Below are 25,089 nucleotides of genomic sequence, written 5' to 3'. Positions count from 1 at the left end.
GGATTGGCTCTCAGCTCGGTCAACTCAGAGAAATACGTATTGCAGCGGCGGTGGCCAACGGCGCCAGCACCAGCGCGACCAGCAGGCCGGCGCCCAGCATCAGCAGCGCACCGACCGGATCCTGTCCGCGTCCCGCCGCTGCCAGGCTGCCTGCACCGAACACCAGCACCGGCACGTACAGCGGCAACGACAGCAACGCCACGAGAATACCAGAGCGCCGGATGCCTACGGTCAGTGCAGCGACCACGCCACCGATCAGGCTCAGCAACGGTGTTCCCAGCAGCAACGATGCCAGCAACATCGGCAGCTGGTCATGCGGCAGATGCAGCATTTCGGCCAGCAACGGGCTGACCACGATCAGCGGCAGCGCAGTGGTGGCCCAGTGCAGCAGCACGCGCACCAGCACCAGCCAGGCCAGCGGCACCGGCGCCAGCAGCCATTGCTCCAGCGAGCCGTCTTCGGCATCGGAGCGGAACAGCGAATCCAGCGACAGCTGGCCGGCCAGCAGTACCGCCAGCCACAGCACCGCGCCGGCGGTGGCGGCCAGCAGTTGCGGTTCGCGGCCCTGGGCGAGCGCGAACAGCACCACCACCAGTACCGCGAACAGCAGCGGCTGCAACGCATCGCCGCGGCGGCGCCAGAGCAGGCGCAGGTCGCGCTTGAGCAGGGCCGCTGCGGTCTGCCACAGGCCCGGTTCGGTGCCTGGCGCGATCATGCGGTACCGCCGAGGTCGAGCTGGCGGGTACGCACCGGCGGTGCGGCATAGGCGCCGTGGGTGGTGACCAGTGCAGCGCCGCCGGCACGCAGATGCGCGGAAATCATCCGGTTGACCAGGGTGATGCCCTCCAGGTCGAGGTTGGCATAGGGTTCGTCGAGCAGCCACAACGGCGCCGGTGACAGCCAGATGCGTGCCAGTGCCAGCCGCCGCTTCTGCCCGGCGGACAGATGCCGAACGAGAGTGTCCTCATAACCGGCCAAGCCGACGATGGCCAGCGCGTTGCCGGGCATCTGCCGCGCACGCCGTCCGTGCAGGCCGCACAGGAAGTGCAGGTTCTCCAGCGTGTCCAGATCGGGCTTCAATGCGGGCAGGTGGCTGAGGTAGGCGACGTAACGCGCGCGCTCGGCATTGCCGGCCGGCCTGCCATCGATCTGCACCTGCCCGGCACCAGGCCGGGCCAGGCCCGCCAGCACGCGCAGCAGGGTGGTCTTGCCGGCGCCATTGCCGCCCTGAACCAGCAGGGCTTCGCCGGCGTCCACATGGAAGTCCAGCGGGCCGAACACCGGCTCGTCATTGCGGGAAAAGCTCAGGCCGCTGGCGGCCAGCAATGCAGGGGTGTTCAAGGGGCAAAGGTCTTCATGCCGGAGTGCGGCGGCAATTGTAGCGGTGAATTCACAGGGTAGTACCGGCCGCTGGCCGGCAGGTGCGACCCAGCGTCGCAGATTGCCTGGGGTTGCCGGCCAGCGGCCGGCACTACCGAAGCAGGGATTGCGTAAACTCAGGGGTCTGTCTCCCCATATCCCCAGGCCGATGCAACCCACCACCAAGCTGCCCAAGGTCGGTACCACGATCTTCACCGTGATGTCCCAGCTCGCCGCCGAACACGGCGCAGTCAACCTCGGTCAGGGGTTCCCGGACTTTTCCGCACCGCAGCGCCTGATCGACGAGACTGCCAAGGCGATGGCCGCCGGGCTGAACCAGTACCCGCCGATGACGGGTGTGGCGCCACTGCGCCAGGCCATCGCGCAGAAGGCGCTGGACTGCTACGGCGCGCAGGTCGACGCGGACAGCGAAATCACTGTCACCAGCGGCGGTACCGAGGCCATCTTCAACGCCATTCACGCCGTGGTGCGTGCGGGCGAGGAAGTGATCGTGCTCGACCCGGCGTATGACTGCTATGAACCGGCGATCGATCTGGCCGGCGCCAAGGCCGTGCACGTGTCGCTGGATCCGCAGACCTTCGCCGTCGACTGGGACCGCGTGCGTGCTGCGATCACCCCGCGTACCCGCATGCTGATCGTCAACACCCCGCACAACCCGTCCGGCGCGATGCTGTCGGCGCAGGACATGCAGGCGCTGGCCGAGCTGCTGCGCGGCACGCAGATCTACCTGATCTCCGATGAGGTGTACGAACACATCATCTATGACGGTCGCCGCCACGAGTCGGCGCTGCGCTACCCGGAACTGCGCGAGCGCGCGTTCGTCATCTCCAGTTTCGGCAAGACCTACCACTGCACTGGCTGGAAGATCGGCTATGCGATCGCCCCGCCGGCGCTGACCGCCGAGTTCCGCAAGGTGCACCAGTACAACACCTTCACCAGCTTCGGCCCTGCGCAGTACGGCTTCGCCGCGATGATCCGCGATGAGCCCGAACACCACCTGGAGCTGGGTGCGTTCTACCAGGCCAAGCGCGATCGTTTCCGCGAACAGCTGGCCAGCACCCGGCTGAAGGCGCTGCCGGTGCCGGGCGGTTACTTCCAGCTGGTCGACTACTCGGCCATCAGCGACCTGCCGGACCATGAGTTCGTGAAGTGGCTGACCATCGAGAAGGGCGTCACTGCCATTCCGCTGTCGCCGTTCTACGAAAATCCGCCGGCCGGCCAGCGCCTGGTGCGCCTGTGCTTCGCCAAGAACGAAGCGACCATGGACGCGGCGATCGAACGCCTGCGCCTGCTCTGAGCGGAGGGTTGAACATGCAGGACCTGCGCATTTCCCTCGTTCAGGGCGACACCCGCTGGCACGACCCGGCGGGCAACCGTGAGTACTACGGCGCGCTGCTGGCACCGCTGGCCGGCACCACCGATCTGGTGATCCTGCCGGAGACCTTCACCAGTGGCTTCTCCAATGAAGCCATCGCCCAGGCCGAAGGCATGGATGGTCCGACCGTGGCCTGGGTGCGTGAACAGGCCAAGGCGCTGGACGCGGCGGTGATCGGCAGCGTGCAGCTGCGTGATGGCGAAGGCGTCTACAACCGGCTGCTGTTCGCCACACCCGATGGCGACCTGCAGTACTACGACAAGCGCCACCTGTTCCGTTACGGCGGCGAGCACGAGCGCTATGCCGCCGGCCGTGAGCGCCTGAGCGTGGAATGGAAGGGCTGGCGGATCAATCCGCAGGTCTGCTACGACCTGCGTTTCCCGGTGTTCTGCCGCAACCGCTACAACGTGGAGCGTCCGCAGCAGCTGGATTTCGATCTGCAGATCTTCGTCGCCAACTGGCCGTCGGCACGCGCCTATGCGTGGAAGACACTGCTGCGTGCACGTGCGATCGAGAACCTGTGCTTCGTTGCTGCGGTGAACCGTGTCGGCGTCGATGGCAACCAGCTGCATTACGCGGGTGACAGCGCGGTGCTGGATTTCCTCGGCCAGCCGCAGGTGGAAATCCGCGAGCGCGAACAGGTGGTCACCACCACCATTTCGGCCGAGGCGCTGGCCGCCCATCGCGCGCGCTTCCCGGCGATGCTTGATGCCGATGCCTTCCATCTGGACGAGCAGGCCTGAGCGACGGCCTGAACGCCGCCGCACCAGCGCGCGCGCCTGCATCCAACGTGCACGCGCGCGCTGCTAGATTCGCCGCCAGTCCGACCGAACTGGAAGTCCTGCCATGAACACGTCCTTCGCCCTGCTGCTGGCCCTGTCGGCCGCATCGCTGGCCCCGGCCGCGCACGCCGCCGGCAACCTCGACTGCCAGCTGCGCTACAACCTGTCCGGCTGGTCGCTGATCTACAAGACCGCCTCCGGCAATGGCACGGTCACCTGCAGCAATGGCGCCAGCATGCCGGTGCGCATCCAGATGAAGGGCGGCGGCCTGACCGTGGGCAAGTCGAAGATCACCAACGGGCGTGGCAGCTTCACCGGCGCGGTCAGCGTCAACGAACTGCTGGGTACTTACGCCTCGGTCGGCGCGCATGCCGGTGCGGTGAAGTCCAGCAACGCGCAGGTGATGACCAAGGGCGACATCTCGCTGGCCCTGTCCGGTACCGGCAAGGGCTGGGACCTGGGCGTGGACGGCACCGCGTTCACCCTCAGCCGGCGCTGAGGCGCGACGGCTCGGCAGATCCCCAGCTGATGCGGATGTAGTGCTGTTCGGAATCGCTCAACAACCGTTCGACATCGAAACCATTCTTGAGCAGTTGTGCGGTCACGTCTTCGACGAGCTGCTCGCTGGCCATCACCTGGCTGAAGCCGAACACGAGATAGCGGCGGCCATTCTCCGAGCCGATCTGGATCGAGTTGTCGAGGTCGCGGTAGAACTGTTCGATCGGGCGCTTGGCGGCATCGGCGTTGGCGCGTGCCTGTTCGGCGGTAATGGTGATCATGGGCATCTGCCTGGTGTGGGAGAGCGCGCACGATAGCCAGCGCCCTGATGTGAATTCCGGGCGTGGCGCACAATGCCTTGTGTTTGCAGCAATTCCTAACATGCGGTGTGAGCGTCGATCCGCGCCGGAAAAGTGCCGCGCGACGGTGAGCATCCTGCATCTACATGAGGTCATCGGTCAGGGATGGGTTCCAACGGCAGTGGAGGCGTGAAACGCGCCGCCCACAGGGGATCCTGCGGCCATCCGATGCTGTGGACGCTCATGCATTTACGTTTCCTTGACCCTGCAGTAACCACGCAATGCCTAACAGGGACGTCCCAGCGATTCTGCTGGGATCATTGGAGACGCTGGAATGGAGTTCAGAACGTCCGTGCTGCTCGTGGCCCTCATCGCCACGCCCGCCATCGCCCACGCCGAGGTCTGCCTGTCTGACAGCGGACTCGTTGTGCCGTGTCCCAGCCTGTTGCCGCATCCGGTGACGGCCAGATTCGAGATCGGCACCCTGCCGCGTGTGGCTGGCTCGCCGTCGGAAATCTACATCACAGGCGGCGGCCAGGTGGATGGAACGAGTAATTTCTCGGTCTATGCCAATGGTCAGTTCCTGTGCCGTACCAATGACAATTACGACGGTGGCAACACCACGCCCATCCGCCATTGCACCGCGACCATCGCAACACCCGGGACCTATGTGATCTCGGCGTCGCGCAACAGTCCTGGCAACTTCCTCGCGCCGATGGACGAAGTGATCAACGTGCAGTAACCCGCTGTTCGCTGATCCAGGCCCCGGGGCAGGGACCTCGGGGCCCCTGCTGCCCGCGTGGCAGCAGGAGCGAGTCCTTCATCGTTACGATCGGCAGCCAGGCCTTCCGCCGTCGACTGACCGATCCCGCTGCAGCCACAAGGCCAGCAGGCCACACACGATGAGGGTCGGTGCCAGCAGCTGCACTGCACCGACCAACGCCATTGCCGCGCCGATCAACAGGTAGTAAAGCAGGCCGAACAGCGCGCCTGCGCTGCCGAGACAGTGTGGATAGCCGCGCAGGGCCTGGCCGAGCACATTGGGAATGGCAAAGCCGAAGCCAGTCACCACCGGCACCATCGCCGCGACCAGGGCAGGGTGATCATGCAGCAGCGCGGCCAGCAGGCCTCCCGTCAGAACCAGGCCTGCGGCGATGCGGATGCGCGTGGTTGCGGCAACGCCTGCACGCAGCAGGCGGCCATTGCCCCACGCGCCCAGTGCCGAGCCCAATGCCAGCACCGCGCCGCTGGCGCCGAACCAGGTGGCTGGCCAGTGCAGGCGCGCAAACAGGAAGGGGCCGAGTGCATACCAGCTGTACATCGCCACGTTGAAGGCCATCACCAGCAACGCGTGTGACCAGATCCAGCGATCGTGCAGCAGTTCCCGCAGCAGCGGCAGCATGGGCGTGTGCGGGATATGTGCAGGGCGGCTTTCGCGCAGGCCAGCCAGGCATGCGACTGCCAGCAGGACAGCTATCAGCAGCAGGCCGGACTGTACGCCGACATAGCCATTGGCGGCGACCAGCAGCGTGCCCAGTGCAAGACCGATGGCCGGGCTCAGGGCCAGGGCCATGCCGATCCAGGAGAATGCCTGGGCCAACGCTGGCCCCTGCAGATGGTCGCGCAGCACGGTCTGGGTCACCACCGAAGCGGCGGCGGCGCCGACTGCGGCCAACACCTGGGCCAGCAGCACGTGGCCGAAGCTGCCAGCCACCAGCCCGCCCAATGCGCCCGCTGCGAAAACGCCGAGGCCACAGAGAAGGGCAGGGCGACGACCGATACGATCGGCCAGACGCCCCCACAGCAGCACGCCTGCAGCGAAGCCGAACAGGTACAGGCTCATGGCCTGGCTGGCGGCACTCGGCGGCAGGGCGAAGCGTTCGGCCAGATCGGCCAGGGCCGGGCTGTACAGGGTCTGTGCCAACTGCGGAAACATCAGCAGTGCAATGGTGAGCAGCAACAGGCGGCGCGACATGCGGGCGCTCCAGGAACAGGGCCGCGCATTGTGGTCGCGTCCGCAATGGCGCACTCTGTATATCCTGTCATCGAATACATGAAATAAGTCATGGCCTGGTTGCAGCCGGATGCACACTTCGACGCCGATGCCTGGGGCGCTCCGGTGCTGGGTATCGCGGCCTCATTGGCGGATCACGACTCGGGTTGGCACCAACATGCGCGCGCGCAGCTGCTGTACACCCGGCAGGGCTGTACGCGCCTGACCTATGGTGATCGCGTCAGCCTGCTGCCGCCCGCGCGCGCAGCGTGGATTCCGGGTGGGCTGCGCCATCGCGCGCAGATGCGCCAGGCGGTCGACTACCGTTCGTTGTACTTCGACGCCACCCTGTCGGCCCAGCTGCCCCGCCAGCCGGCCATCATCGGCGTAGGTCCGCTGCTGCAGGCCTTGCTGGAGCCGATCGCGCAGGCACCGTTCGACCATGACTGGCAGTCGCCGCGCGCACACCATCAACTGGCGTTGTGCGTGCTGGAAATCGTCGCTGCACCGGTGGCGCCGATGGACCTGCCTCTGCCGCGTGATCCGCGGATCGCACGTTGTCTGCCGCTGGCCGAACAGTTGCCGCCCGAACTGGGCGAATTGGCTGCGCGTGCGGACCTGAGCGTGCGTACCGTTGGCCGGCTAATGCAGCGTGATACCGGCATGAGCTACCAGGCCTGGCGCCAGCAATGGCGCCTGATGCGGGCCATGGAGCTGCTGCTGCTCGGCCATCGCGTCGCGCATGTGGCGCAGGACACCGGCTTCTCCGCCGAGAGCCCGTTCATCGCCTTCTTCCGCAGCATGACCGGCACCACACCCGCCGCGTTCCAGCGCCACGCAAAAGGGGACGGAGGGGATTAAGTCGCTTTCGCCCCTTCGACACACGCCGTGGCAAAAACGACTTAATCCCCTCCGTCCCCTTTTTAAAGAAAAACCCCGGCCGGAGCTGGGGTTTTTCATTTCAGTCGGATCGCTGATCAGCCGCCGCGCGGGCCGCTGCGGCGCGGGCCGCCCGGACCGCGGTTGCCACCCGGACCACCGGGACCACGGTTACCGCCCGGGCCACGGTTGTTGCCACCGCCCGGACCGCGACCGCCCGGACGGGCGCCCTGCGCCGGCTTCGGGCTGCCATACGGGTTGAAGCCCGGGGTGGCGTGGTCGGACGGGAAGCTCGGGGCATTGCCTGGATGGCCGTACGGGTGCTTGTTGCCCTGGCCCTGCGAGCGGTTGCCCGCGCCGGCCGGACGACCCTGGCCGCCTGCGCCGCCACGGCCTTCACCGCCGAAGCCGCCACGGCCCTGGCCGCCACCGGCGCCAGCACCCGGACCCTTCGGCTTGCCGTACGGACGACCCTGGCCGCCTGCGCCCGGACCACGGGCACCCGGGCCACGTGCGCCCGGACCGGCATTGCGATGGCCGCTCGGGCCGGTGCTCACGCCATCCGGCACGTACCAGGTGCGGAACGCGGCCGGGTTGCCTTCCGGCAGCGAACGATCGTTTTTCTGGGCACGCTGCTTGAACGGCTTCTGCGACTGCTTGGCCGCCGCTTCGCCGCTGACCGTCAGGCCGCCCTTGAAGCCGCCGCCCTTGCCGCCGCGACCACGGCCGCGGTCTTCGCGGACGTTGTCGAAACGACGCAGCTCGCGGCCTTCGTCAGCGGTGTTGTGACCGTTGACGTAGGCGTTGCCGCGGCCACCTTCGCGCACGCGCACGGTGGTCTTGGCGGCACGGCGCTGGCCGATCACCGGCTGCAGGGTCAGTGCCGACGGTGCGCCTTCTTCCAGCTTCAGCTGCGCACGCAGGGCTTCCACCTGGGCGGTGCCCAGTTCCACCGAATGGCCGCGGGCCAGTTCGCGCGGCAGGCTCACCTTGCCGTAGCGGGTGCGCTTCAGGCGGCTGACCTGGCAGCCCTGCGACTCCCACAGGCGACGCACTTCGCGGTTGCGGCCTTCCTTCACCACGACGCGGAACCAGTCGTGCGAGTCGGTGCCGCCGATGCGTTCGATCTCGTCGAACTTGGCCGGGCCGTCTTCCAGTGCCACGCCACGGGTGAGGCGGTCGACGATGGCGTCGGAGACCTTTTCCTCGCCTTCCGGTGCACGCACGCGCACCACGTACTCGCGTTCGACCTCGAACGACGGGTGCATCATGGCGTTGGCCAGTTCACCGTCGGTGGTGGCCAGCAGCAGGCCGGTGGTGTTGATGTCGAGGCGGCCGATCGCGATCCAGCGCGCGCCCTTCAGCGGCGGCAGCGATTCGAACACGGTCGGGCGGCCTTCCGGATCATCGCGGGTGGTCACTTCGCCTTCCGGCTTGTTGTAGACCAGCACGCGCGACGGCTCGGCCAGGGCGGTGGCGACGAAGCCACGGCCATCCAGTTCGATCTTGTCGCCGCTCTTGACCGACATGCCGGTCTGCGCGACTTCACCGTTGACCTTGACCAGGCCTTCGGCAATGCGCTGTTCCAGCGCGCGGCGCGAGCCAAGGCCGGCCTGGGCCAGCACCTTGTGCAGGCGTTCTTCCAACTTGAACTGTTCGGAGGTGGCTTCGCGCTTCAGCGAGAGCTTGTTCAACGACAGCTTGCGAGGGGTGTCACTCATCAGTTTTGCTCCGGCCGACGGTTTCGAGGTCGGCCTCTGGTTCGGAATCGGCTTGGTCAACAGCCACGGTCGTCATCGCGACGGCGTTGTCTTCGCGTTCGTTCACTGGCACCGCGCGCTCGCCCGGCGCGGAATCGGGGTGCCCATCATCGAGGGGCGAAGGTGCTTGCTCATCGGAAGCCGGCGCAGGGGCTGCGTCGGCGGAATCGGGGGTGTCACTGCCGGCCAGGCCGGCATCATCGTTCGCGGCAGCGCCTTCGTCGCCGGCCGAGATGTCAGGACCGTCGGCGCTTGCCGCTGCCGGTGCATCGCGGTCCAAGGACAGCTGGGGTTCCAGCTCGCCCAGGTCCTTCAGTTCCGACAGTGGCGGCAGCTCATCCAATCGCTTCAGGCCGAAATAATCCAGAAAGCCCTTGGTGGTGCCGAACAGCGCCGGCTTGCCGGGTACGTCTCGGTGGCCGACCACGCGGATCCACTCGCGTTCTTCCAGCGCCTGGATGATGTTGCTGCTGACCGCCACGCCGCGCACCTGCTCGATCTCGCCACGGGTGATCGGCTGCCGGTAGGCGATCAGCGCCAGGGTTTCCAGGGTGGCGCGGGTGTAACGGGTCTTGCGTTCGGTCCACAGCCGGCTGATCCAGCCATGCACTTCGCCGGTGACCTGGTAGCGGAAGCCGGAGGCGACCTCGACCAGTTCCACGCCGCGGCCTTCGCAGGCTTCGCGCAGGCGTTCCAGTGCGCGTTCGATGCTGCCCGGCGGTGCCGGTTCCTCTTCCGGGAACAGGTCCTTCAGCTGGGCCAGGGTGAGCGGCTGGCTGGAGGCCAGCAGCGCACCTTCGACAATGCGGTTGATCAGCAATTGATCCATCGGCAGTCAGCGCTCACTCGTCTGCATTGGCGGCGTCGTTGTCGTCGAACTCGCTGCTGAACTGCAGCGGGGCGTTGGTGTTGCCGGCGGCCAGCGATTTCACGTAGATCGGCGCCAGCGGTTCTTCCTGGACGATGTCCAGCAGCTGTTCCTTGGCCAGTTCCAGCACCGCCAGGAACGTGACCAGCACGCCCAGCTTGCCTTCTTCGGCCGTGAACAAGCCTTCAAAACGATAGAACTTGCCATCTTCCAGGCGTCCCAGCACTTCGCCCATGCGTTGCCGCACGCTCAGTGCCTCACGCTTGATGGCGTGGCCGCTGAACAGCTCGGCGCGCTTGAGCACGTCGTGCAGCGCCAGCAGCATCTCCTTCAGGTCCACCGGCGGCGGCAGTTTCACCGTAGCGCGTTCGGGCATGAAGGCATGGGCCAGGCTGGTGTCGCGGTCCTGGCGGGGCAGGGCGTCGATGTCCTCGGCGGCCTGCTTGAAACGTTCGTATTCCTGCAGCCGGCGCACCAGCTCGGCGCGCGGGTCGGCTTCATCGCCTTCCTCGCTGACCGGGCGCGGCAGCAGCATGCGCGACTTCACCTCGGCCAGGATCGCGGCCATCACCAGGTACTCGGCGGCCAGCTCGAAGCGCAGCACGCGCATCACGGTGATGTATTCCACGTACTGCCGGGTGATCTCGGCGACGGGAATGTCCAGTACGTCCAGATTCTGGCGGCGAATCAGGTACAGCAGCAGGTCCAGCGGGCCTTCGAAGGCATCCAGGATGACTTCCAGCGCATCCGGCGGAATGTACAGGTCCTGCGGAATCTGCAGGACCGGTTGCCCATGCACCACGGCCAGCGGCATTTCCTGCTGCTGGGGGGCGGGCGGCCGGGTTGGCGGGTTCGCGTCGAGCGCGAGTTCGGAAGTCATCTAATGGACATCAGGATTGCAACGGACCAGTCGCGGCACCGGGTTCGCCGGGCCTGCGCCACGGAGCCCCAGGGCACCAGACACGCCGGGATCGGCGCGATTCCATACATATCAAACAGCAGGACGCGCCGCAGGGAACGGCAGCGACAAAACTACGGGGAGGTCGTCTACGTGGCCCGGCCGGGTGGTCCGGTTTGAAGCAGCGGGACGGTCGTCGGGGGCTGCGTTGGCCGCAAAAACCGACGGGCTGCTGCATCCAGCCACGTGCAATGGAGTCTAGGGTAAGCCTTTGTTGCGCCAGTGTCCAGCCGGGCCGGGGCAGGGGCCGCATTGGCTAGAATCTGCGGACCCGACAACGCAAGCGAGGAAATGCCGGTGTGGTATGTGATCGAAGGGTATGACGGCCAGGATGTGCTGGCGCAGCGGCTGCAGGCGCGGCCGGAACACCTGGCGCGGTTGCACGCGCTGCGCGACGAGGGACGCCTGCTGCTGGCCGGCCCCTGCCCGGCGGTGGACAGTGAAGACCCCGGCCCGGCCGGTTTCAGTGGTTCGGTGGTGATCGCGCAGTTCGAGTCGCTGCTGCAGGCCCAGGCCTGGGCCGACGCCGACCCGTACGTGGCCGCCGGCGTCTACACCCGCGTGCAGGTGCGACCGTTCCGGAAGGTGTTGCCGTGAACGCGGAACGGATCTCGCGAATGCGTGATGCGCTGCAGCATGCGCTGGCGCCGAGCGTGCTCGAGATCGAGGACGACAGCCATCGCCACGCCGGCCATGCCGGTGCGCGCGATGGCCGCGGCCATTTCAACGTACATGTGGTCAGTGAACGCTTCGCCGGACTGGGCCCGCTGGCCCGGCATCGCGCGGTGTACGCCGCGCTGGGGACGATGATGGAGACCGATATCCACGCGTTGTCCATCCGCGCGCAGACCCCGTCAGAACAGGGCTGAGCCCTTGTCCCACGCTGTCCTGGCGGGTCCCTGCGGGGGCTCGCTGCAGACAGATTTCCATGTCCATTTCGGGACATTCGCCTAACGGACTGTTTACAAGCCCAGATGGAAACGCTTACATTCCGCGCCAATGCTGGTAGGTCCAAGCCGTGGAGGGCGGCTTCGTGAACAAGGCAGCTATCACAATCAAAGACGTCGCTCGCGAAGCCCGGGTCTCCGTGGCCACGGTTTCCCGCGCGCTCAACGGGCATGAAAATGTCGCCGAACCGGTCCGCCAGCTTGTGCTGGAGGTGGCCGCACGGCTGCGTTACACCCCGCACGCCGCCGCCCGCAGCCTGAGCAGCCGCCGCACCAATACGGTGGGCGTGGTACTGCCTGACCTGTACGGCGAATTCTTCTCCGAACTGATGCGTGGCATCGACAATGTCGCCCGTAGCCGTCGCCAGCACCTGCTGGTGTCCAGCTACCACGGTGACCAGGAGCAGCAGGGCGCGGCCCTGCGCGCCATGCGCGGCCGCGTCGACGGCCTGCTGGTGCTCTCGCCCTATGCCGAGAGCCCCGGTTTCCTGACCGACAACCTGCCGCAGTCGTTGCCGACGGTGTTGATCAACACCTATCTGCCCGGGCAGGACCACCCGGTGCTGAGCATCGACGACCATGCCGGTGCGATGGCGATGACCCGCCATCTGCTTGACGCCGGCCACCGTCGCATCGCTTTCATTTCTGGCCCGGATCTCAACTTCGACGCGCGCGAGCGCCTGCGCGGCTTCCGTGACGCGCTGGCGGCTTTTGGCGGTGGCGCCGAGGGCATCGAGCTGCCCGGTGATTTCGACGAAGCTTCCGGCCATCGCGCCGGTCAGGAGTTGCTGGCAGCCGGAGCGCTGCCTGATGCCGTGTTCGCCGCCAACGACATGATGGCCCTGGGATGCCTGTATGCATTCACGCAGGCCGGTGTCCGTGTTCCGACCGATGTCGCCCTGGCGGGTTTCGATGACATTCCACTGGCGCGTTTCGTCCACCCGTCGCTGACCACCATGCAGGTCAGCATCGCCGAGCTCGGCGACCGGGCCATGACGCGCCTGCTGCAGTTGATGGACGGCACCTCCACGGACGGGACAGGGGACAAGCAGACCCTGGTTCCCCGCTTGATAGTTCGCGATTCCACCACTCCGCCATCGGGCCATTGAAGCCAGAGGCGTTCCTTCTTTTTTGATTGATCGCAGGGACCGCGCAAGCGGTCACCGCCACCCGGAGATTGAGTTGATGATGCATACCACCTTCCGCACGCCGGCACGCCGGCTGCTGAGCACCGCACTGGTCAGCTGCCTGATGCTGGCCGCCGCTCCGAACGTCATGGCGCAGTCGGCCAATGCCAGCCTGCGCGGCCAGGTTTCCGGCGCCCAGGCCGGCGCCGAAGTGACCGCCACCAACCTGGCCACCGGCACCGTCCGTCGCGGCACCGTCCGTGCCGATGGCAGCTACTCGCTGATGGGCCTGGACCCGGGCACCTATGACGTGGTCGCCAACGGCCAGTCGCAGAAGGTCACCGTCACCGTGGCCTCGACTGCTACCCTGAACTTCGCCGGTGCCGCCAGCAGCACCCCGGGTTCGACCACGGCCACCAACCTGGACACCGTCAACGTTGTCGCACCGACCCTGCTGCAGGAAGTGCGCACGTCCGAAGTCGGCAAGACCGTCAGCCTGCAGCAGATCCAGACCACGCCGCAGGTCTCGCGCAACTTCCTGGAGTTCGCCGACGCGGTGCCGGGCATGATCTTCACCCGCGATGCCAAGGGCAACACCTCGCTGCGTGGCGGTGCCACCAACTCCGACGGCACCAACGTCTATATCGATGGTGTGGGCCAGAAGAGCTACGTCAAGGGTGGCGGCATCTCCGGCCAGTCCGGCAGTGCGGGCAACCCGTTCCCGCAGCTGGCCATCGGTGAGTACAAGGTCATCACCGGCAACTACAAGGCCGAGTACGGCCAGGTGTCCAGCGCCGCGATCACGGCTGCGACCAAGTCGGGTACCAACGAGTTCAAGGGTGAGACCTTCTACCGTTATACCAACGAAAGCATGCGTGCGATGACCCCGGCCGAACGCCAGCCGGGCAAGAGCAAGGAAGACTCGGCCGAGAAGGAATACGGCTTCGCGCTGGGTGGCCCGATCATCAAGGACAAGGCCCATTTCTTCGTCACCTATGAAGCCAAGCGCTTCGATCTGCCGGTGACCATCGCGCCGGACGGTGCCGTCACTCCGTCGGCCGCCAATCTGCCCGCCGATGGTCTCGCAGGTCTCGGCCCGGCCAGCCAGCCGTTCCAGCAGGACCTGATCTTCGCCAAGATCGACTTCGAGCCGACTGACAACGATCGCATCGAACTGACCTTCCAGGACCGGGACGAAACCCAGCAGCAGTTCAGTGGCCAGACCGCGAAGGTACACGGCAAGGTCGTGGACAACACCGACCGCCGTTATGCGCTGCGCTGGAACCACAGCGGTGAGCGTTTCTACAACGAGTTGATGGTGACCCACGAGGAGGCCTTCAACAATCCGCTGCCGTTGACCATGGGCAACGGCATCATCTACACCGCACCGGATTTCGGTGACTCGGACGCCAACCGCCCGCAGGAGAAGACGCTCGTCCAGGTTGGCGCGGCTGATGCCTTCGCCTCGCAGGTGAAGGGCCAGAAGGGCTGGGCGATCGAGGACAACCTGACCCTGGACGGCCTGCAGTGGGCGGGTGACCACACCATCAAGATGGGCGCCAAGTACAAGCAGATCGACCTGTACGCTTCCGACGCGGCGCAGATCAACCCTCAGTTCTCCTACACCATCGACAACCCGGCGTTCCCCTCGAGCACGCCGTATAAGGCGCAGTTCACCAAGGCCAGCACCGGCGTCACCGGCGTGCAGTCCGAGGTGCGTGCCAAGGTCAAGCAGATTGGCCTGTTCATCCAGGATGACTGGCAGGTCAACGATCACCTGCAGCTGAATATCGGCCTGCGCTGGGACTACGAAAAGAACCCGGTCTACACCGATTTCGTGACCCCGCCGGAGGTAGTGAAGGCGCTGTTCTCGCAGGATCCGAACGCGCCGGCGGGCGTGTCCCAGACCTATGCGCAGACGCTGGCGCTCAGCGGGCTGAACGTCAACGACTACATCAGCACCGGCCACAACCGCAAGAACTTCAAGAACGCCTGGCAGCCGCGCCTGGGCTTCTCGTATGACGTCAATGCCGACGAACGGCACGTGTTCCATGGTGGCGCCGGCCGTTCCTATGACCGCGACCTGTTCGACAACCTGGCACTGGAAACCACCAAGCTGGCACTGCCGCAGCCGACCGTTTACTTCCGCAACCCGGCCACCGGCAACTGCATGTACGGCCAGACTCCGTGCTTTGACTGGAACCCGAACCTGATGAACGGCATCGAGAACGTGCAGGCACTGCTGGGTTCCACCAGCAATGAAGGCATGGAAGTCGATCTGCTGAACAACAACATGAAGGTGCCGTACGCCGACCAGTTCAGCCTGGGCATGAGCAACCAGTTCGGTGAGTGGCTGACCGACGCGACGATTTCTCGCACGCTGACCTATGATGGGTTCGCCTTCACCCTGGGCAACCGCTTCAACAACGGCAACTTCTTCGATAACCAGATGCTGTGTGGTGCCAAGGAGCCGACCTACGGCCAGCCGTGGAACTGCAACATTCCGGGCTTCGGCAGCCTGATCATCGGCCAGCAGGGCATCAAGACCCGTTCCACCCAGGTGCTGCTGTCGGCGCAGAAGCCGTACAGCAAGGAAAGCGGTTGGGGCACCTCGATCGCCTATACCTGGACCAACGCGCGTCACAACCGAAACATCAACGAGCATTACTCGTTCGATCGCGGCACCATCGGTGAGTACCCGACCATCAAGTCCAACGGCGCGCCGCGCCATCGCCTGGTGGTCACCGGCTCGTATGACGGCTTCTGGGGCATCACCTTTGGCGGCAAGCTGACCTTGGCCACGCCTACCCCGGGCAATGACTGGTCCTGCATCGCGCAGGCTGGCACTGCCAACTGCCTGCCGACTCCGGCCGCGGGTACTCCGGGTGGCAATGGCCGCTTCCTGCTCGGTGGCAAGATCTTCGGCTACCGCTCGCTGGACCTGCAGGCGACCAAGACCTTCAAGCTGGCCGGCGATACCGAGCTGTATGCGCGTATCGACATCATCAACGTGCTCAACTTCGACAACTTCTCGAACCTGAACTACGTGAAGAGCGATGGCAAGCTGCTGGTGAGCTACAACGAGACCGGCGATGTGATCGGTACCCCGCGTCAGGTGAAGGCCGAAGTGGGCTTCCGCTTCTAAGCGGATCCGCCTGATGCACGACCCCGTTGCCGCCGCTCCGCCGGCGGCATCGGCTGCTTGAAAACGGCAATGGCCGGCCCCGTGCCGGTCCATTGCCCATGCCGCTGCCGGCCAGGCGGCAGCGGCATGGGCAATGATCGCGGTGTCAAACCACGTTTTTCGTGGTTTTTTCAGAACGCATCTTGTAAACGATTTCAGATCATTGGACGGTATGCTTTCCCATCGATCAGACCACCGGAGAAATCGCGCCATGCAGGCACGCCATCTGTTGTCCGCCGCAGCGTTGAGCCTGGCCGTGGCCGCCTGCCAGCCGGCCCAGCAGGAACCTGCCAAGCCGCGGCCGCCGGTGATCCTGATCGAGGCCGACGCACCGCCGCGGCCGATGAAGCCGGTGCTGCCGCCGCTGTTCGATGACATCGAGCGCCGTACCTTCCAGTTCTTCTGGGATACCACCAACGAGATCAACGGCCTGACCCCGGACCGCTATCCGTCGCGGCCGTTCGCCAGCATCGCCTCGGTCGGCTTCGCGCTGACCGCCTATCCGATCGGCATCGAGAACGGCTGGGTCAGCCGCAACCAGGCGATCGACCGCACCCTGACCACGCTGAAGTTCTTCCGCGACGTGCCGATGGGGCCGCAGCGCACCGGCAAGGCCGGCTACAAGGGCTTCTACTACCACTTCCTGGACATGCAGGAAGGGCGTCGCTACGACAGCTGGGTTGAACTGTCCTCGGTGGATACCGCGCTGCTGATGATGGGCGTGCTGTTCGCGCAGTCGTACTACGACGGTGACGATCCGCGCGAGAAGGAGATCCGCCAGATCGCCGACACGTTGTACAAGAAGGTCGACTGGCCGTGGCTGCAGCAGCGTGCGCCGCTGATCTCGATGGGCTGGTTCCCGGAGAGCGGCTTCATCGACCACGACTGGATGGGCTACAACGAGGCGATGATGGTCTACATCCTCGCCCTGGGGTCGCCGACGCACCCGGTCAGCCCGGATGCGTGGACGGTGTGGACGCGCACCTACGACAACGACTGGGGCGTCTACCAGGGCCAGGAATACCTGTCGTTCGGCCCGCTGTTCGGCCACCAGTACAGCCATGTCTGGATCGACTTCCGCGATATCCAGGACGCGTACATGCGCGAGCGCGGCAGCACCTACTTCCTCAACAGCCGCTCGGCTGCCCTGGCCCAGCGCGAGTACGCCATCGCCAACCCGATGCAGTGGAAAGACTATGGCGAGAACGTATGGGGCCTGACCGCCAGCGACGGCCCGCAGAACACCACCCAGGAGTACCGCGGCGAGCAGCGCCAGTTCCGCCACTACTCCTCGCGCGGCGCCGGCCTGCGCGAGAACTTCGATGACGGCACCATCGCCCCGACCGCCGCGATCGCCTCGGTGGTGTTCGCGCCCGAGCAGGTGATCCCGGCTACGCTGGAAATGCACAAGCGCTACGGCGACTACATCTATTCCAGCTACGGCTTCCTCGATTCGTTCAATCCCAGCTTCAACTACGACATCCCGATCAAGACCGGCCGCCTGGTGCCGGATCGCGGCTGGGTCGCCAGCGATTACATCGCCATCGACCAGGGCCCGATCCTGACCATGATCGCCAACTACCGCGATGACTTCGTCTGGGAAGTGATGAAGAAGAACCCGTACATCCGCAAGGGCCTGGAACGGGCCGGGTTCAGCGGTGGCTGGCTGGCGCCGGAAGGCTCGTTCCAGCCGCTGGAACTGCAGAAGGACGAAAAGGCCGCGGCAGCACGCGCGGTGGGTATCGCCGAATCACGCGCGGCTGCCGCGCAGGAACAGAAGAACAATGCCAACCGCACCACAGGCCAGGGCAAGTAACCCGATGCCGAACTGGATCGACCGCCTGCGCCGTTGGGCGCTGCCTGCCCTGGCCGCGTTGGCCGTGGCCGGCTGCGCCCGTACCGAACCGGGCACCACCGTGCGTTTCTGGGCGATGGGCCGCGAAGCCGAGGTGGTCAGCGAGCTGATCCACGAATTCGAGGCCGAGAATCCCGGCATCAAGGTGGATGTGCAGAACATCCCGTGGACCGCCGCGCATGAGAAGCTGCTGACCGCGTTCGCCGCCGACGGCCTGCCGGACGTGTGCCAGCTGGGCAACACCTGGGTGCCGGAGTTCGCCGAACTCGACGCGCTGACCCCGCTGCAGCCGTTCGTGCAGCGCTCCACCGTGGTCGACCCGAAGGACTACTTCCAGGGCATCTGGGATACCAACGTGATCCACGGCGAACTGGTCGGCGTGCCGTGGTATGTCGATACGCGCCTGATCTACTACCGCAAGGATCTGCTGGCCAAGGCCGGCTACGACCACCCGCCGCGCACGTGGCAGGAATGGGAGGAGCAGATGGCGGCGATCAAGCGCATGCAGGGCCCGAACCGCTACGCGGTACTGATGCCGATCAACGAATTCGAGCAGCAGCTGTCGCTGGCCTTGCAGCAGCCCGACCCGCTGCTGCGCGACGATGACACCCGCGGCAATTTCGCCAGCCCGGGGTTCCGTCGCACGCTGGCCTTCTACGCCAACATGTTCGAGCAGGGCTGGGCGCCGAAGATGTCCGAGACGCAGATTTCCAACGTCTGGGACGAATTCTTCCGCGGCTTCAACGTGTTCTACATCTCCGGCCCCTGGAACATCCGCGAGTTCAAGAAACTGCAGCCGAAGGAACTGGAAGGGCAGTGGGGCACCGCCGCGCTGCCGGGGCCGGATGGTCCGGGCGCGGGCATCGCCGGTGGCACCAGCCTGGTGATCTTCCGCAAGTCGCAGCAGAAGGAGGCTTCCTGGAAGCTGATCGAATTCCTGTCGCGCCCGGAAATCCAGGCGCGCTTCCATTCGATCATCGGCGACCTGCCGCCGCGCCGCAGTACCTGGAACGCGCCGTCGCTGGCCAACGATCCGCTGGCCGCTGCGTTCCGTGACCAGCTGGAGCGGGTCAAGCCGACGCCGAAGGTGCTTGAGTGGGAGCGCATCGTGCAGGAAATGCGCATCGTCACCGAGAAGGTGGTGCGTGGTGGCCTGGCGCAGGACAAGGCCGTGGAAGAGCTGGACCAGCGCGTGGACAAGGTGCTGGCCAAGCGCCGCTGGATGCATGAACAACAACGCCTGCAGGAGCGCGCGCCGTCGCCGCAATCGAGCAGCGCCGTGGCCGCCGGGAGCGCGCAATGAAACGTACTTCGCTGGCCGGCTGGATCTTCGCCGGCCCCTCGCTGATCGTGCTGGGCGTGTTCTTCGGCCTGCCGGTCGCCTCGGCGCTCGCGCTGAGCGTGACCGACTTCGACCTCTATGCGCTGGCCGACAGCAGCAACCTGCGCTTCGTTGGCCTGGGCAACTACATCGACCTGCTGCAGACGCCGATGTTCTGGAAGTCGCTGTGGAACACCACCTACTTCGTGCTGATCGGCGTGCCGTTGTCGATCGGCGTGTCGCTGGGCGCGGCGATGCTGCTCAATGCGCCGGCCGCGCGCTTCAAGGCGCTGTTCCGCACGGCCCTGTTCGCACCGGTGGTGACCACGCTGGTGGCGGTGGCGGTGATCTGGCGCTACCTGTTCCATACCAGCTATGGCCTGGTGAACTACGGCCTGGGCCATCTGGGCATCAGCCCGATCGACTGGCTGGGCGATCCCAACTGGGCGATGCCGACCATCATGCTGTTCGCGGTGTGGAAGAACTTCGGCTACAACATGGTGATCTTCCTGGCCGGCCTGCAGGCGATCCCGCATGACCTGTACGAGGCCGCCCGCATCGACGGTGCCTCGCGCTGGAAGCAGTTCCTGCACATCACCCTGCCGATGCTCGGCCCGGTGCTGCTGGTGGTCGGCGTGATCACCGTGTCCGGCTACTTCCAGCTGTTCGCCGAACCCTACGTGATGACCCGCGGCGACCCACTGCAGAGTACCGTCAGCGTGCTGTATTTCATGTTCGAGGAAGGCTTCAAGTGGTGGAACCTGGGACGCGCCTCCGCGGTGGCGTTCCTGCTGTTCCTGATCATCCTTGCGGTGACCACCGTGATGCTGCGTTTCGGCCGCAAGAGGCAGTTGGTATGAGTCGTGAAATCGGCCAGTCGCGCTGGTACCCGTGGTTGATCAATGGTGCGTTGCTGGTGCTGGCCCTGGTCAGCCTGGCACCGCTGCTGTGGATGCTCTCGGTTTCGTTCATGCCACAGGGCGAGGCGACCCATTTCCCGCCGCCGCTGCTGCCGTCCAGCATCACCACGCGCAACTACCATGAGTTGTTCGCGCGCACCGGCATGGGCGGCAATTTCGCCAACAGCCTGCTGGTGTCGGTCGGCATCACCCTGGGTTCGCTGCTGCTCAACACCATGGCCGGCTATGCCTTCGCCAAGCTGAACTTCGTCGGCCGCGAGCGCCTGTTCCAGGTGCTGATGGCGGCGCTGGTGATTCCGGCCCAGGTGGCGATGCTGCCGCTGTTCCTGCTGATGAAGCAGCTCGGTCTGGTCAACAGCTTCGGCGGCGTGATCGTGCCGGCGCTGGCCAGCGTGTTCGGCATCTTCCTGGTGCGCCAGTACGCGCGTTCCATTCCGGACGAACTGCTGGAAGCGGCCCGCATCGACGGGGCAGGGGAGCTGCGGATCTTCTTCCAGATCGTGCTGCCGATGCTCAAGCCGGTGCTGGTGACCCTGGCGATCTTCACCTTCATGGGCGCATGGAACGATTTCATGTGGCCGTTGATCGTGTTGACCGACCAGGAGCACTACACTTTGCCGGTGGCGCTGGCCACCCTCTCGCGCGAGCACATCATGGACGTGGAAATGATGATGGCCGGCGCGGTGGTCACCGTGGTCCCGGTGCTGGCGCTGTTCCTGGTGCTGCAGCGGTACTACATCCAAGGTCTGTTGCTGGGGAGCGTCAAAGGATGAAGCGAGCGATCGCCGTTGGACTGGGCCTGTTGTGGACCTCCCTGGCGATCGCCGCACCACCGGCGCTGCCGGCACCGAAGGTGCTGGACGACTTCGACGACATCGCAGCCTGGAAGCTGGTGCTGTCCGACCAGGTCAGCGGTTCGCTGCGGCCGGTCAGCGGCGCCGGTGGTGGCCGCGCGCTGTGCCTGGACTATGACTTCCACGATGTCTCCGGTTACGTCGGCATCCGCCGCGCGCTGAACATCGACTACCCGGTCAATTACCGTTTCGGTTTCCAGCTGCGCGGTGATTCACCGGGCAACGACCTGCAGTTCAAGCTGATCGATGCCAGCGGCGACAACGTCTGGTGGGTCAATCGTCCCGGCTACAGTTTCCCCAAGGCGTGGACGCCGGTCGAGTATCGCCGTCGCCAGATCGACAAGGCGTGGGGGCCGTCGCCCGAGAAAGAGATGGCACGCAGCGCTGCGGTCGAGTTCACGATCTACAGCAAGGTCGGCGGCCGCGGCACAGTGTGCTTCGACAAGCTGACCCTGCAGGGCCTGCCAGCCCAGGATGACTCGGCGCTGGTGCCGTCGGTTATCGCTGATACCGCCACCGCGCTGCAGGACCGCATGATCGACGGCAAGAGCGATACGTTCTGGATCAGCGGTGGCGTCAAGCAGCAGACCATCAGCCTGGACCTGCACAAGAGCCGCGAGATCGGTGGTGCGGTGATCGACTGGCTGCCGAACCTGGAAGCCCGCCGCTACACCGTGCGCACCTCCGAGGATGGCCGCGACTGGCGCACCGTGCGCGAAGTCACCAGTGGTGCCGGTGGCCGCGACTGGCTTGCGCTGCCGGACACCGATGCGCGCTACGTGCGCTTCGATCTGCAGGACGGCCCGAACTGGCGCTACGGCATCCGCGACATCGCGCTCAAGCCGCTGGCCTTTGCTTCCACCCCGAACGCATTCCTGTCCTCGGTCGCCGCCGACCTGCCACGGGGCTCGCTGCCTCGTGCCTATGTGGGCGAGCAGCCGTACTGGACCCTGCTCGGCCTTGATGGTGGCCAGGAACAGGCGTTGATCAGCGAGGATGGCGCACTGGAGCCGGCCAAGGGCAGCTTCAGCATCGAGCCGTTCATCCGCCTCGATGGCAAGCTGCTGGACTGGTCAAAGGTGGCCATCACCCAGTCGCTGCAGGATCACTACCTGCCGATCGCCAACGTCGACTGGGTGCATGAGAAGGTCGGCCTGGCAGTGACCAGCTTCGTGCAGGGTACGCCGGAGCGCGCGCAGCTGATCGGCCGCTACCGTCTGAGCAATCCGGACAAGGTCGCGCACGAGTACACCCTGGCGCTGGCGATCCGCCCGTGGCAGGTCAACCCGCCCACCCAGTTCCTCAACACCGTCGGTGGTTTCAGCCGCATCGATGCATTGGACGTGGGTGAGCAGCTGGTGCGGGTCAACGGTGAGCCGCGCATCTACCCGCTGCAGGTGCCGGACGCGCGCTTTGCCAGTACGTTCGACGGCAAGCTTGATGCGATGCATCTGGAAAGCGGCACGTACCCGGCGACCACAGCGGTGAAGGACAGCACCGGCATGGCGTCGGGTGCGCTGATGTACACGATCAAGCTGGAGCCCGGCCAGAGCCGTGAAGTGGCGGTGGTGCTGCCACAGACCGGTGGCTGGGCACCGCAGGCGCTGGACGTGGCCAAGGCGCAGGCGCAGGTGGCCGAGCAGTGGCGCAAGAAGCTGGGCGTGGTCTCGCTGCAGGTGCCGGCTGCGGGCCAGGCGCTGGTGGATACCCTGCGCACCGCGGTCGCGCACATGCTGATCTCGCGCGTCGGCCCACGCCTGCAGCCGGGCACGCGTTCGTATGCGCGCAGCTGGATCCGCGATGGCGCGATGATTTCCGAGGGCCTGCTGCGCATGGGCCGCAGTGATGCGGTGCGCGACTACATCAACTGGTATGCGCCGTATCAGTTCGAGAACGGCAAGGTGCCGTGCTGCGTCGATGCCCGCGGCAGCGACCCGGTGCCGGAGAACGACAGCCATGGCGAGTTGATCTACAGCATCGCCGAGTACGGGCGCTACACCGGCGACAGCACTTTCACCGAGCTGATGTGGCCGCATGTGCAGGGCGCCTACGGCTACATGGAGCAGCTGCGCGCCAGCGAGCGCACCGAGGAGAACCGCGCACGCAACCCGGCCTTCTACGGCATGATGCCGGCCTCGATCAGCCACGAAGGCTATTCGGCCAAGCCGATGCACTCGTACTGGGACAACTTCTGGGCACTGCGCGGCTACAAGGACGCGGCCCTGCTGGCGACCCAGCTGGGCAAGGTCGAGGCGATGCAGATCGCCGAATCGCGCGACCAGTTCCGGGATGATCTGCAGGCCTCGCTGCTGTCCGCGATGCAGCAGCACAACATCGACTACCTGCCGGGCTCGGCCGAGCTGGGTGACTTCGACGCGACGTCGACGACCATCGCACTGGCCCCGGGCGGCGAACAGGGCAGGTTGCCGCAGCAGGCGCTGGAGGCGACCTTCGAACGCTACTGGAACGAGTTCGTTGCCCGTCGCGACGGCAAGCGCGAGTGGAAGGACTACACCCCGTACGAGTGGCGCAACGTGGCCGCGTTCGTGCGCCTGGGCTGGCGCGATCGCGCCTGGCAGGCCACCGAGTTCTTCTTCAAGGACCGCGCACCGCAGGCCTGGAACCAGTGGGCCGAAGTGGTTTCGCTCACGCCGCGCAGGCCGTTCTTCGTCGGTGACCTGCCGCATGCCTGGGTGGCCTCGGACTTCGTGCGCTCGGCCTTGGACATGTTCGCCTACAACCGCGACATGGACGAGTCACTGGTGCTGGCCGCCGGCGTACCGACCGCGTGGTTGCAGGGCGAGGGCATCGCCGTGCAAGGCCTGCGCACGCCGCAGGGCCAGCTCAACTACCGCCTGCAGCGCAGCGACAAGCAGCTGGTGCTGGAGGTGCAGCCGGGCCTGGTGCCACCGGTGGGAGGCGTGGTGTTGCCGTGGCCATACGCCGGTGATCCGGGCGAGGCGAGTATCAACGGCGAAGCAGCCGAGTGGGTCAACAAGGAACTGCACGTGCACCAGCTGCCGGCGCGGGTTGAGATCGACATACCGAGCGCAGTGCGCCGCGCCGAGCGCAAGGGGCAGTAACGATGAAGCAACAGGGGGCAAGGGTGCGCACGTCGGTGCGTGCCCTGGGGCTGGCAATTGCATTGGCAGTGCCGGGCGCGGTGATGGCGGCCGAGCCGGCTGCCGCGAACGTGGCGCCCGACGTTGCCAGCGCAGCGGGTATGAGCATGGTCACCTTCAACCTGCATCATGACCGCGAAGACTGGCCGAGCCGGCGCCGCACCATCCTGGCCGAGCTCAAGCGCCTGCAGCCGGATGCCATTGCGTTGCAGGAGGTGATCCAGCGCCGCAACGTGCGCAACCAGGCGCAATGGCTGGCCAGTCAGCTCGGTTACAGGTACATCTTCGTCTCCACCGATCCGGTCGGGGCACCCAAGCGCTACGGCAATGCGCTGCTGACCCGGCGGCCGATCCTCGCCCGTGGTGATCATCTGCTGCTGCCGTTGGACGACTACCGCACCGTGGCTCACCTGCGCATCGACGTCGACGGCACGCCGGTGAACGTCTACGCCACGCATCTGAACGAGCGCAGCGATGAGAGTGGGCAGCGCATCCGTCGCACCCAGGTCGAGGACCTGCTGCGCTTCATCACTACGACGTCGGCCGGTGCGCCGGTGGTGATCGCGGGCGACTTCAATGCGCTGGTGGATGCCGGCGACCTGAGCGAGCTGCGCAGCCACTACGGCGACAGCTACGGCAGCGTGCACGTCAACACCGACCTGTCCGGGGTCAGTACGCTCAACCGCCACTATTACCAGGCGCCGTCGCGGATCGACCACATCTTCTTCCAGCAGGACGAGATGGTCGCGCGCGAGGCGAAGCTGCTGTTCGACCAGCCCGATGACAGCGGACGCTGGGCCTCGGACCACTACGGCGTGTGGACCCGGTTGCAGTTCGCACCGAAGCCCTGACGGAGCAGGCTCCGGCAGGTGCCAACCTTGGTTGGCACAAACGTGTCCGCGTGCACTGAATCAACGGCGCCAACCAAGGTTGGCCTCTACCAAAGCAGTGACCGTGCGCGGGTTGT

22 protein-coding genes are annotated in these 25,089 nt (G+C 65.9%); 15 read left to right on the top strand and 7 right to left on the bottom strand.

Features of this window, described 5'->3' with window-relative positions; translation table 11 throughout:
• Positions 1-19: 19 nt before the first annotated feature.
• Together ccmB and ccmA are read right to left on the bottom strand one after the other, a co-directional pair.
• Positions 20-715: a heme exporter protein CcmB gene (ccmB, locus tag ACZK33_RS15680; protein WP_032129785.1), complete on the bottom strand. Its 696-nt coding sequence runs from the start codon at positions 713-715 to the stop codon at positions 20-22.
• Complete coding sequence (gene ccmA, locus ACZK33_RS15675) at positions 712-1,341, bottom strand: heme ABC exporter ATP-binding protein CcmA (protein WP_032129784.1); 630 nt, start codon at positions 1,339-1,341, stop codon at positions 712-714. Before ccmA ends, ccmB begins: the two co-directional genes overlap by 4 nt.
• 187 nt (positions 1,342-1,528) lie before the next feature.
• On the opposite strand from ccmA, the gene ACZK33_RS15670 reads away from it, so the two are divergent.
• The 3 genes from ACZK33_RS15670 (at position 1,529) to ACZK33_RS15660 (ending at position 4,036) form a co-directional block, all read left to right on the top strand.
• Positions 1,529-2,677: a pyridoxal phosphate-dependent aminotransferase gene (locus ACZK33_RS15670; protein ID WP_049423978.1), complete on the top strand. Its 1,149-nt coding sequence runs from the start codon at positions 1,529-1,531 to the stop codon at positions 2,675-2,677.
• A gap of 14 nt (positions 2,678-2,691) precedes the next feature.
• Complete coding sequence (locus tag ACZK33_RS15665; protein WP_423175013.1) at positions 2,692-3,498, top strand: amidohydrolase; 807 nt, start codon at positions 2,692-2,694, stop codon at positions 3,496-3,498.
• 103 nt (positions 3,499-3,601) lie between these two features.
• On the top strand, positions 3,602-4,036 hold the full coding sequence (locus ACZK33_RS15660; protein ID WP_071229733.1) for a hypothetical protein: 435 nt from the start codon (positions 3,602-3,604) through the stop codon (positions 4,034-4,036).
• On the opposite strand, the gene ACZK33_RS15655 is transcribed toward ACZK33_RS15660, so the two are convergent.
• Positions 4,023-4,316, bottom strand: a complete 294-nt coding sequence (locus ACZK33_RS15655; RefSeq protein WP_121505078.1) for a hypothetical protein — start codon at positions 4,314-4,316, stop codon at positions 4,023-4,025. The genes ACZK33_RS15660 and ACZK33_RS15655 overlap by 14 nt on opposite strands.
• A 352-nt stretch (positions 4,317-4,668) precedes the next feature.
• Between ACZK33_RS15655 and ACZK33_RS15650 the strand changes: the two genes are divergently transcribed.
• On the top strand, positions 4,669-5,076 hold the full coding sequence (locus tag ACZK33_RS15650; RefSeq protein WP_010486702.1) for a hypothetical protein: 408 nt from the start codon (positions 4,669-4,671) through the stop codon (positions 5,074-5,076).
• A gap of 84 nt (positions 5,077-5,160) precedes the next feature.
• Here the strand turns inward: ACZK33_RS15650 and ACZK33_RS15645 are convergent, their stop codons facing one another.
• Positions 5,161-6,309 carry an MFS transporter gene (locus ACZK33_RS15645; RefSeq protein ID WP_423175014.1) on the bottom strand — a complete coding sequence of 383 codons (1,149 nt, stop codon included), beginning with the start codon at positions 6,307-6,309 and terminating at the stop codon, positions 5,161-5,163.
• Between the two features lie 90 nt (positions 6,310-6,399).
• Here ACZK33_RS15645 and ACZK33_RS15640 point away from each other — a divergent pair, with 90 nt between their 5' ends.
• A complete protein-coding gene (locus tag ACZK33_RS15640; RefSeq protein WP_049401109.1) occupies positions 6,400-7,188 on the top strand; it encodes an AraC family transcriptional regulator in 789 nt (262 codons plus the stop codon).
• A gap of 116 nt (positions 7,189-7,304) precedes the next feature.
• Here the strand turns inward: ACZK33_RS15640 and ACZK33_RS15635 are convergent, their stop codons facing one another.
• Genes ACZK33_RS15635 through ACZK33_RS15625 form a run of 3 tightly spaced genes read right to left on the bottom strand, consistent with a single transcriptional unit; the run spans position 7,305 to position 10,714 of the window.
• On the bottom strand, positions 7,305-8,927 hold the full coding sequence (locus tag ACZK33_RS15635; RefSeq protein ID WP_423175015.1) for a pseudouridine synthase: 1,623 nt from the start codon (positions 8,925-8,927) through the stop codon (positions 7,305-7,307).
• Positions 8,920-9,795, bottom strand: a complete 876-nt coding sequence (scpB, locus tag ACZK33_RS15630; protein ID WP_049401104.1) for an SMC-Scp complex subunit ScpB — start codon at positions 9,793-9,795, stop codon at positions 8,920-8,922. Before scpB ends, ACZK33_RS15635 begins: the two co-directional genes overlap by 8 nt.
• Positions 9,796-9,808: 13 nt before the next feature.
• Positions 9,809-10,714, bottom strand: a complete 906-nt coding sequence (locus ACZK33_RS15625; protein WP_423175016.1) for a segregation and condensation protein A — start codon at positions 10,712-10,714, stop codon at positions 9,809-9,811.
• Positions 10,715-11,089: 375 nt separating this feature from the next.
• Between ACZK33_RS15625 and ACZK33_RS15620 the strand changes: the two genes are divergently transcribed.
• From ACZK33_RS15620 to ACZK33_RS15575, 10 genes are all read left to right on the top strand, one after another.
• Complete coding sequence (locus ACZK33_RS15620; RefSeq protein ID WP_032129789.1) at positions 11,090-11,389, top strand: YciI family protein; 300 nt, start codon at positions 11,090-11,092, stop codon at positions 11,387-11,389.
• Positions 11,386-11,661, top strand: a complete 276-nt coding sequence (locus ACZK33_RS15615; protein WP_434060509.1) for a BolA family protein — start codon at positions 11,386-11,388, stop codon at positions 11,659-11,661. Before ACZK33_RS15620 ends, ACZK33_RS15615 begins: the two co-directional genes overlap by 4 nt.
• Before the next feature lie 149 nt (positions 11,662-11,810).
• Positions 11,811-12,848 carry a LacI family DNA-binding transcriptional regulator gene (locus ACZK33_RS15610; RefSeq protein ID WP_032129774.1) on the top strand — a complete coding sequence of 346 codons (1,038 nt, stop codon included), beginning with the start codon at positions 11,811-11,813 and terminating at the stop codon, positions 12,846-12,848.
• A gap of 76 nt (positions 12,849-12,924) precedes the next feature.
• Complete coding sequence (locus tag ACZK33_RS15605) at positions 12,925-16,011, top strand: TonB-dependent receptor (protein WP_423175017.1); 3,087 nt, start codon at positions 12,925-12,927, stop codon at positions 16,009-16,011.
• Positions 16,012-16,261: 250 nt separating this feature from the next.
• Positions 16,262-17,866, top strand: coding sequence for a glucoamylase family protein (locus ACZK33_RS15600; protein ID WP_099551830.1), 1,605 nt, complete (start codon positions 16,262-16,264; stop codon positions 17,864-17,866).
• 4 nt (positions 17,867-17,870) lie between these two features.
• Entirely contained in the window at positions 17,871-19,208 is a 1,338-nt protein-coding gene (locus ACZK33_RS15595; protein WP_423175018.1) for a sugar ABC transporter substrate-binding protein, read from the top strand.
• On the top strand, positions 19,205-20,086 hold the full coding sequence (locus tag ACZK33_RS15590; RefSeq protein ID WP_005410323.1) for a carbohydrate ABC transporter permease: 882 nt from the start codon (positions 19,205-19,207) through the stop codon (positions 20,084-20,086). Before ACZK33_RS15595 ends, ACZK33_RS15590 begins: the two co-directional genes overlap by 4 nt.
• On the top strand, positions 20,083-20,919 hold the full coding sequence (locus ACZK33_RS15585; protein ID WP_006378064.1) for a carbohydrate ABC transporter permease: 837 nt from the start codon (positions 20,083-20,085) through the stop codon (positions 20,917-20,919). The genes ACZK33_RS15590 and ACZK33_RS15585 overlap by 4 nt, the downstream gene beginning before the upstream one ends.
• Positions 20,916-24,083 carry a discoidin domain-containing protein gene (locus ACZK33_RS15580; protein WP_423175019.1) on the top strand — a complete coding sequence of 1,056 codons (3,168 nt, stop codon included), beginning with the start codon at positions 20,916-20,918 and terminating at the stop codon, positions 24,081-24,083. Before ACZK33_RS15585 ends, ACZK33_RS15580 begins: the two co-directional genes overlap by 4 nt.
• A 2-nt stretch (positions 24,084-24,085) precedes the next feature.
• Complete coding sequence (locus ACZK33_RS15575; RefSeq protein ID WP_423175020.1) at positions 24,086-24,973, top strand: endonuclease/exonuclease/phosphatase family protein; 888 nt, start codon at positions 24,086-24,088, stop codon at positions 24,971-24,973.
• Positions 24,974-25,089: the final 116 nt, after the last annotated feature.

It is taken from the genome of Stenotrophomonas sp. 86156_Sma (assembly GCF_056481625.1).
The sequence above is the reverse complement of the archived record's forward strand: the minus strand, read 5'-3'. Positions and strand labels throughout refer to the sequence as shown.

What these genes read in the sequence shown, in the direction of transcription:
- ccmB (WP_032129785.1), bottom strand. Translation starts at nt 715, where the DNA reads ATGATCGCGCCAGGCACCGAACCGGGCCTGTGGCAGACCGCAGCGGCC.
- ACZK33_RS15670 (WP_049423978.1), top strand. Translation starts at nt 1,529, where the DNA reads ATGCAACCCACCACCAAGCTGCCCAAGGTCGGTACCACGATCTTCACC.
- ACZK33_RS15665 (WP_423175013.1), top strand. Translation starts at nt 2,692, where the DNA reads ATGCAGGACCTGCGCATTTCCCTCGTTCAGGGCGACACCCGCTGGCAC.
- ACZK33_RS15660 (WP_071229733.1), top strand. Translation starts at nt 3,602, where the DNA reads ATGAACACGTCCTTCGCCCTGCTGCTGGCCCTGTCGGCCGCATCGCTG.
- ACZK33_RS15655 (WP_121505078.1), bottom strand. Translation starts at nt 4,316, where the DNA reads ATGATCACCATTACCGCCGAACAGGCACGCGCCAACGCCGATGCCGCC.
- ACZK33_RS15650 (WP_010486702.1), top strand. Translation starts at nt 4,669, where the DNA reads ATGGAGTTCAGAACGTCCGTGCTGCTCGTGGCCCTCATCGCCACGCCC.
- ACZK33_RS15645 (WP_423175014.1), bottom strand. Translation starts at nt 6,309, where the DNA reads ATGTCGCGCCGCCTGTTGCTGCTCACCATTGCACTGCTGATGTTTCCG.
- ACZK33_RS15640 (WP_049401109.1), top strand. Translation starts at nt 6,400, where the DNA reads ATGGCCTGGTTGCAGCCGGATGCACACTTCGACGCCGATGCCTGGGGC.
- ACZK33_RS15635 (WP_423175015.1), bottom strand. Translation starts at nt 8,927, where the DNA reads ATGAGTGACACCCCTCGCAAGCTGTCGTTGAACAAGCTCTCGCTGAAG.
- scpB (WP_049401104.1), bottom strand. Translation starts at nt 9,795, where the DNA reads ATGGATCAATTGCTGATCAACCGCATTGTCGAAGGTGCGCTGCTGGCC.
- ACZK33_RS15625 (WP_423175016.1), bottom strand. Translation starts at nt 10,714, where the DNA reads ATGACTTCCGAACTCGCGCTCGACGCGAACCCGCCAACCCGGCCGCCC.
- ACZK33_RS15605 (WP_423175017.1), top strand. Translation starts at nt 12,925, where the DNA reads ATGATGCATACCACCTTCCGCACGCCGGCACGCCGGCTGCTGAGCACC.
- ACZK33_RS15600 (WP_099551830.1), top strand. Translation starts at nt 16,262, where the DNA reads ATGCAGGCACGCCATCTGTTGTCCGCCGCAGCGTTGAGCCTGGCCGTG.
- ACZK33_RS15595 (WP_423175018.1), top strand. Translation starts at nt 17,871, where the DNA reads ATGCCGAACTGGATCGACCGCCTGCGCCGTTGGGCGCTGCCTGCCCTG.
- ACZK33_RS15590 (WP_005410323.1), top strand. Translation starts at nt 19,205, where the DNA reads ATGAAACGTACTTCGCTGGCCGGCTGGATCTTCGCCGGCCCCTCGCTG.
- ACZK33_RS15585 (WP_006378064.1), top strand. Translation starts at nt 20,083, where the DNA reads ATGAGTCGTGAAATCGGCCAGTCGCGCTGGTACCCGTGGTTGATCAAT.
- ACZK33_RS15580 (WP_423175019.1), top strand. Translation starts at nt 20,916, where the DNA reads ATGAAGCGAGCGATCGCCGTTGGACTGGGCCTGTTGTGGACCTCCCTG.
- ACZK33_RS15575 (WP_423175020.1), top strand. Translation starts at nt 24,086, where the DNA reads ATGAAGCAACAGGGGGCAAGGGTGCGCACGTCGGTGCGTGCCCTGGGG.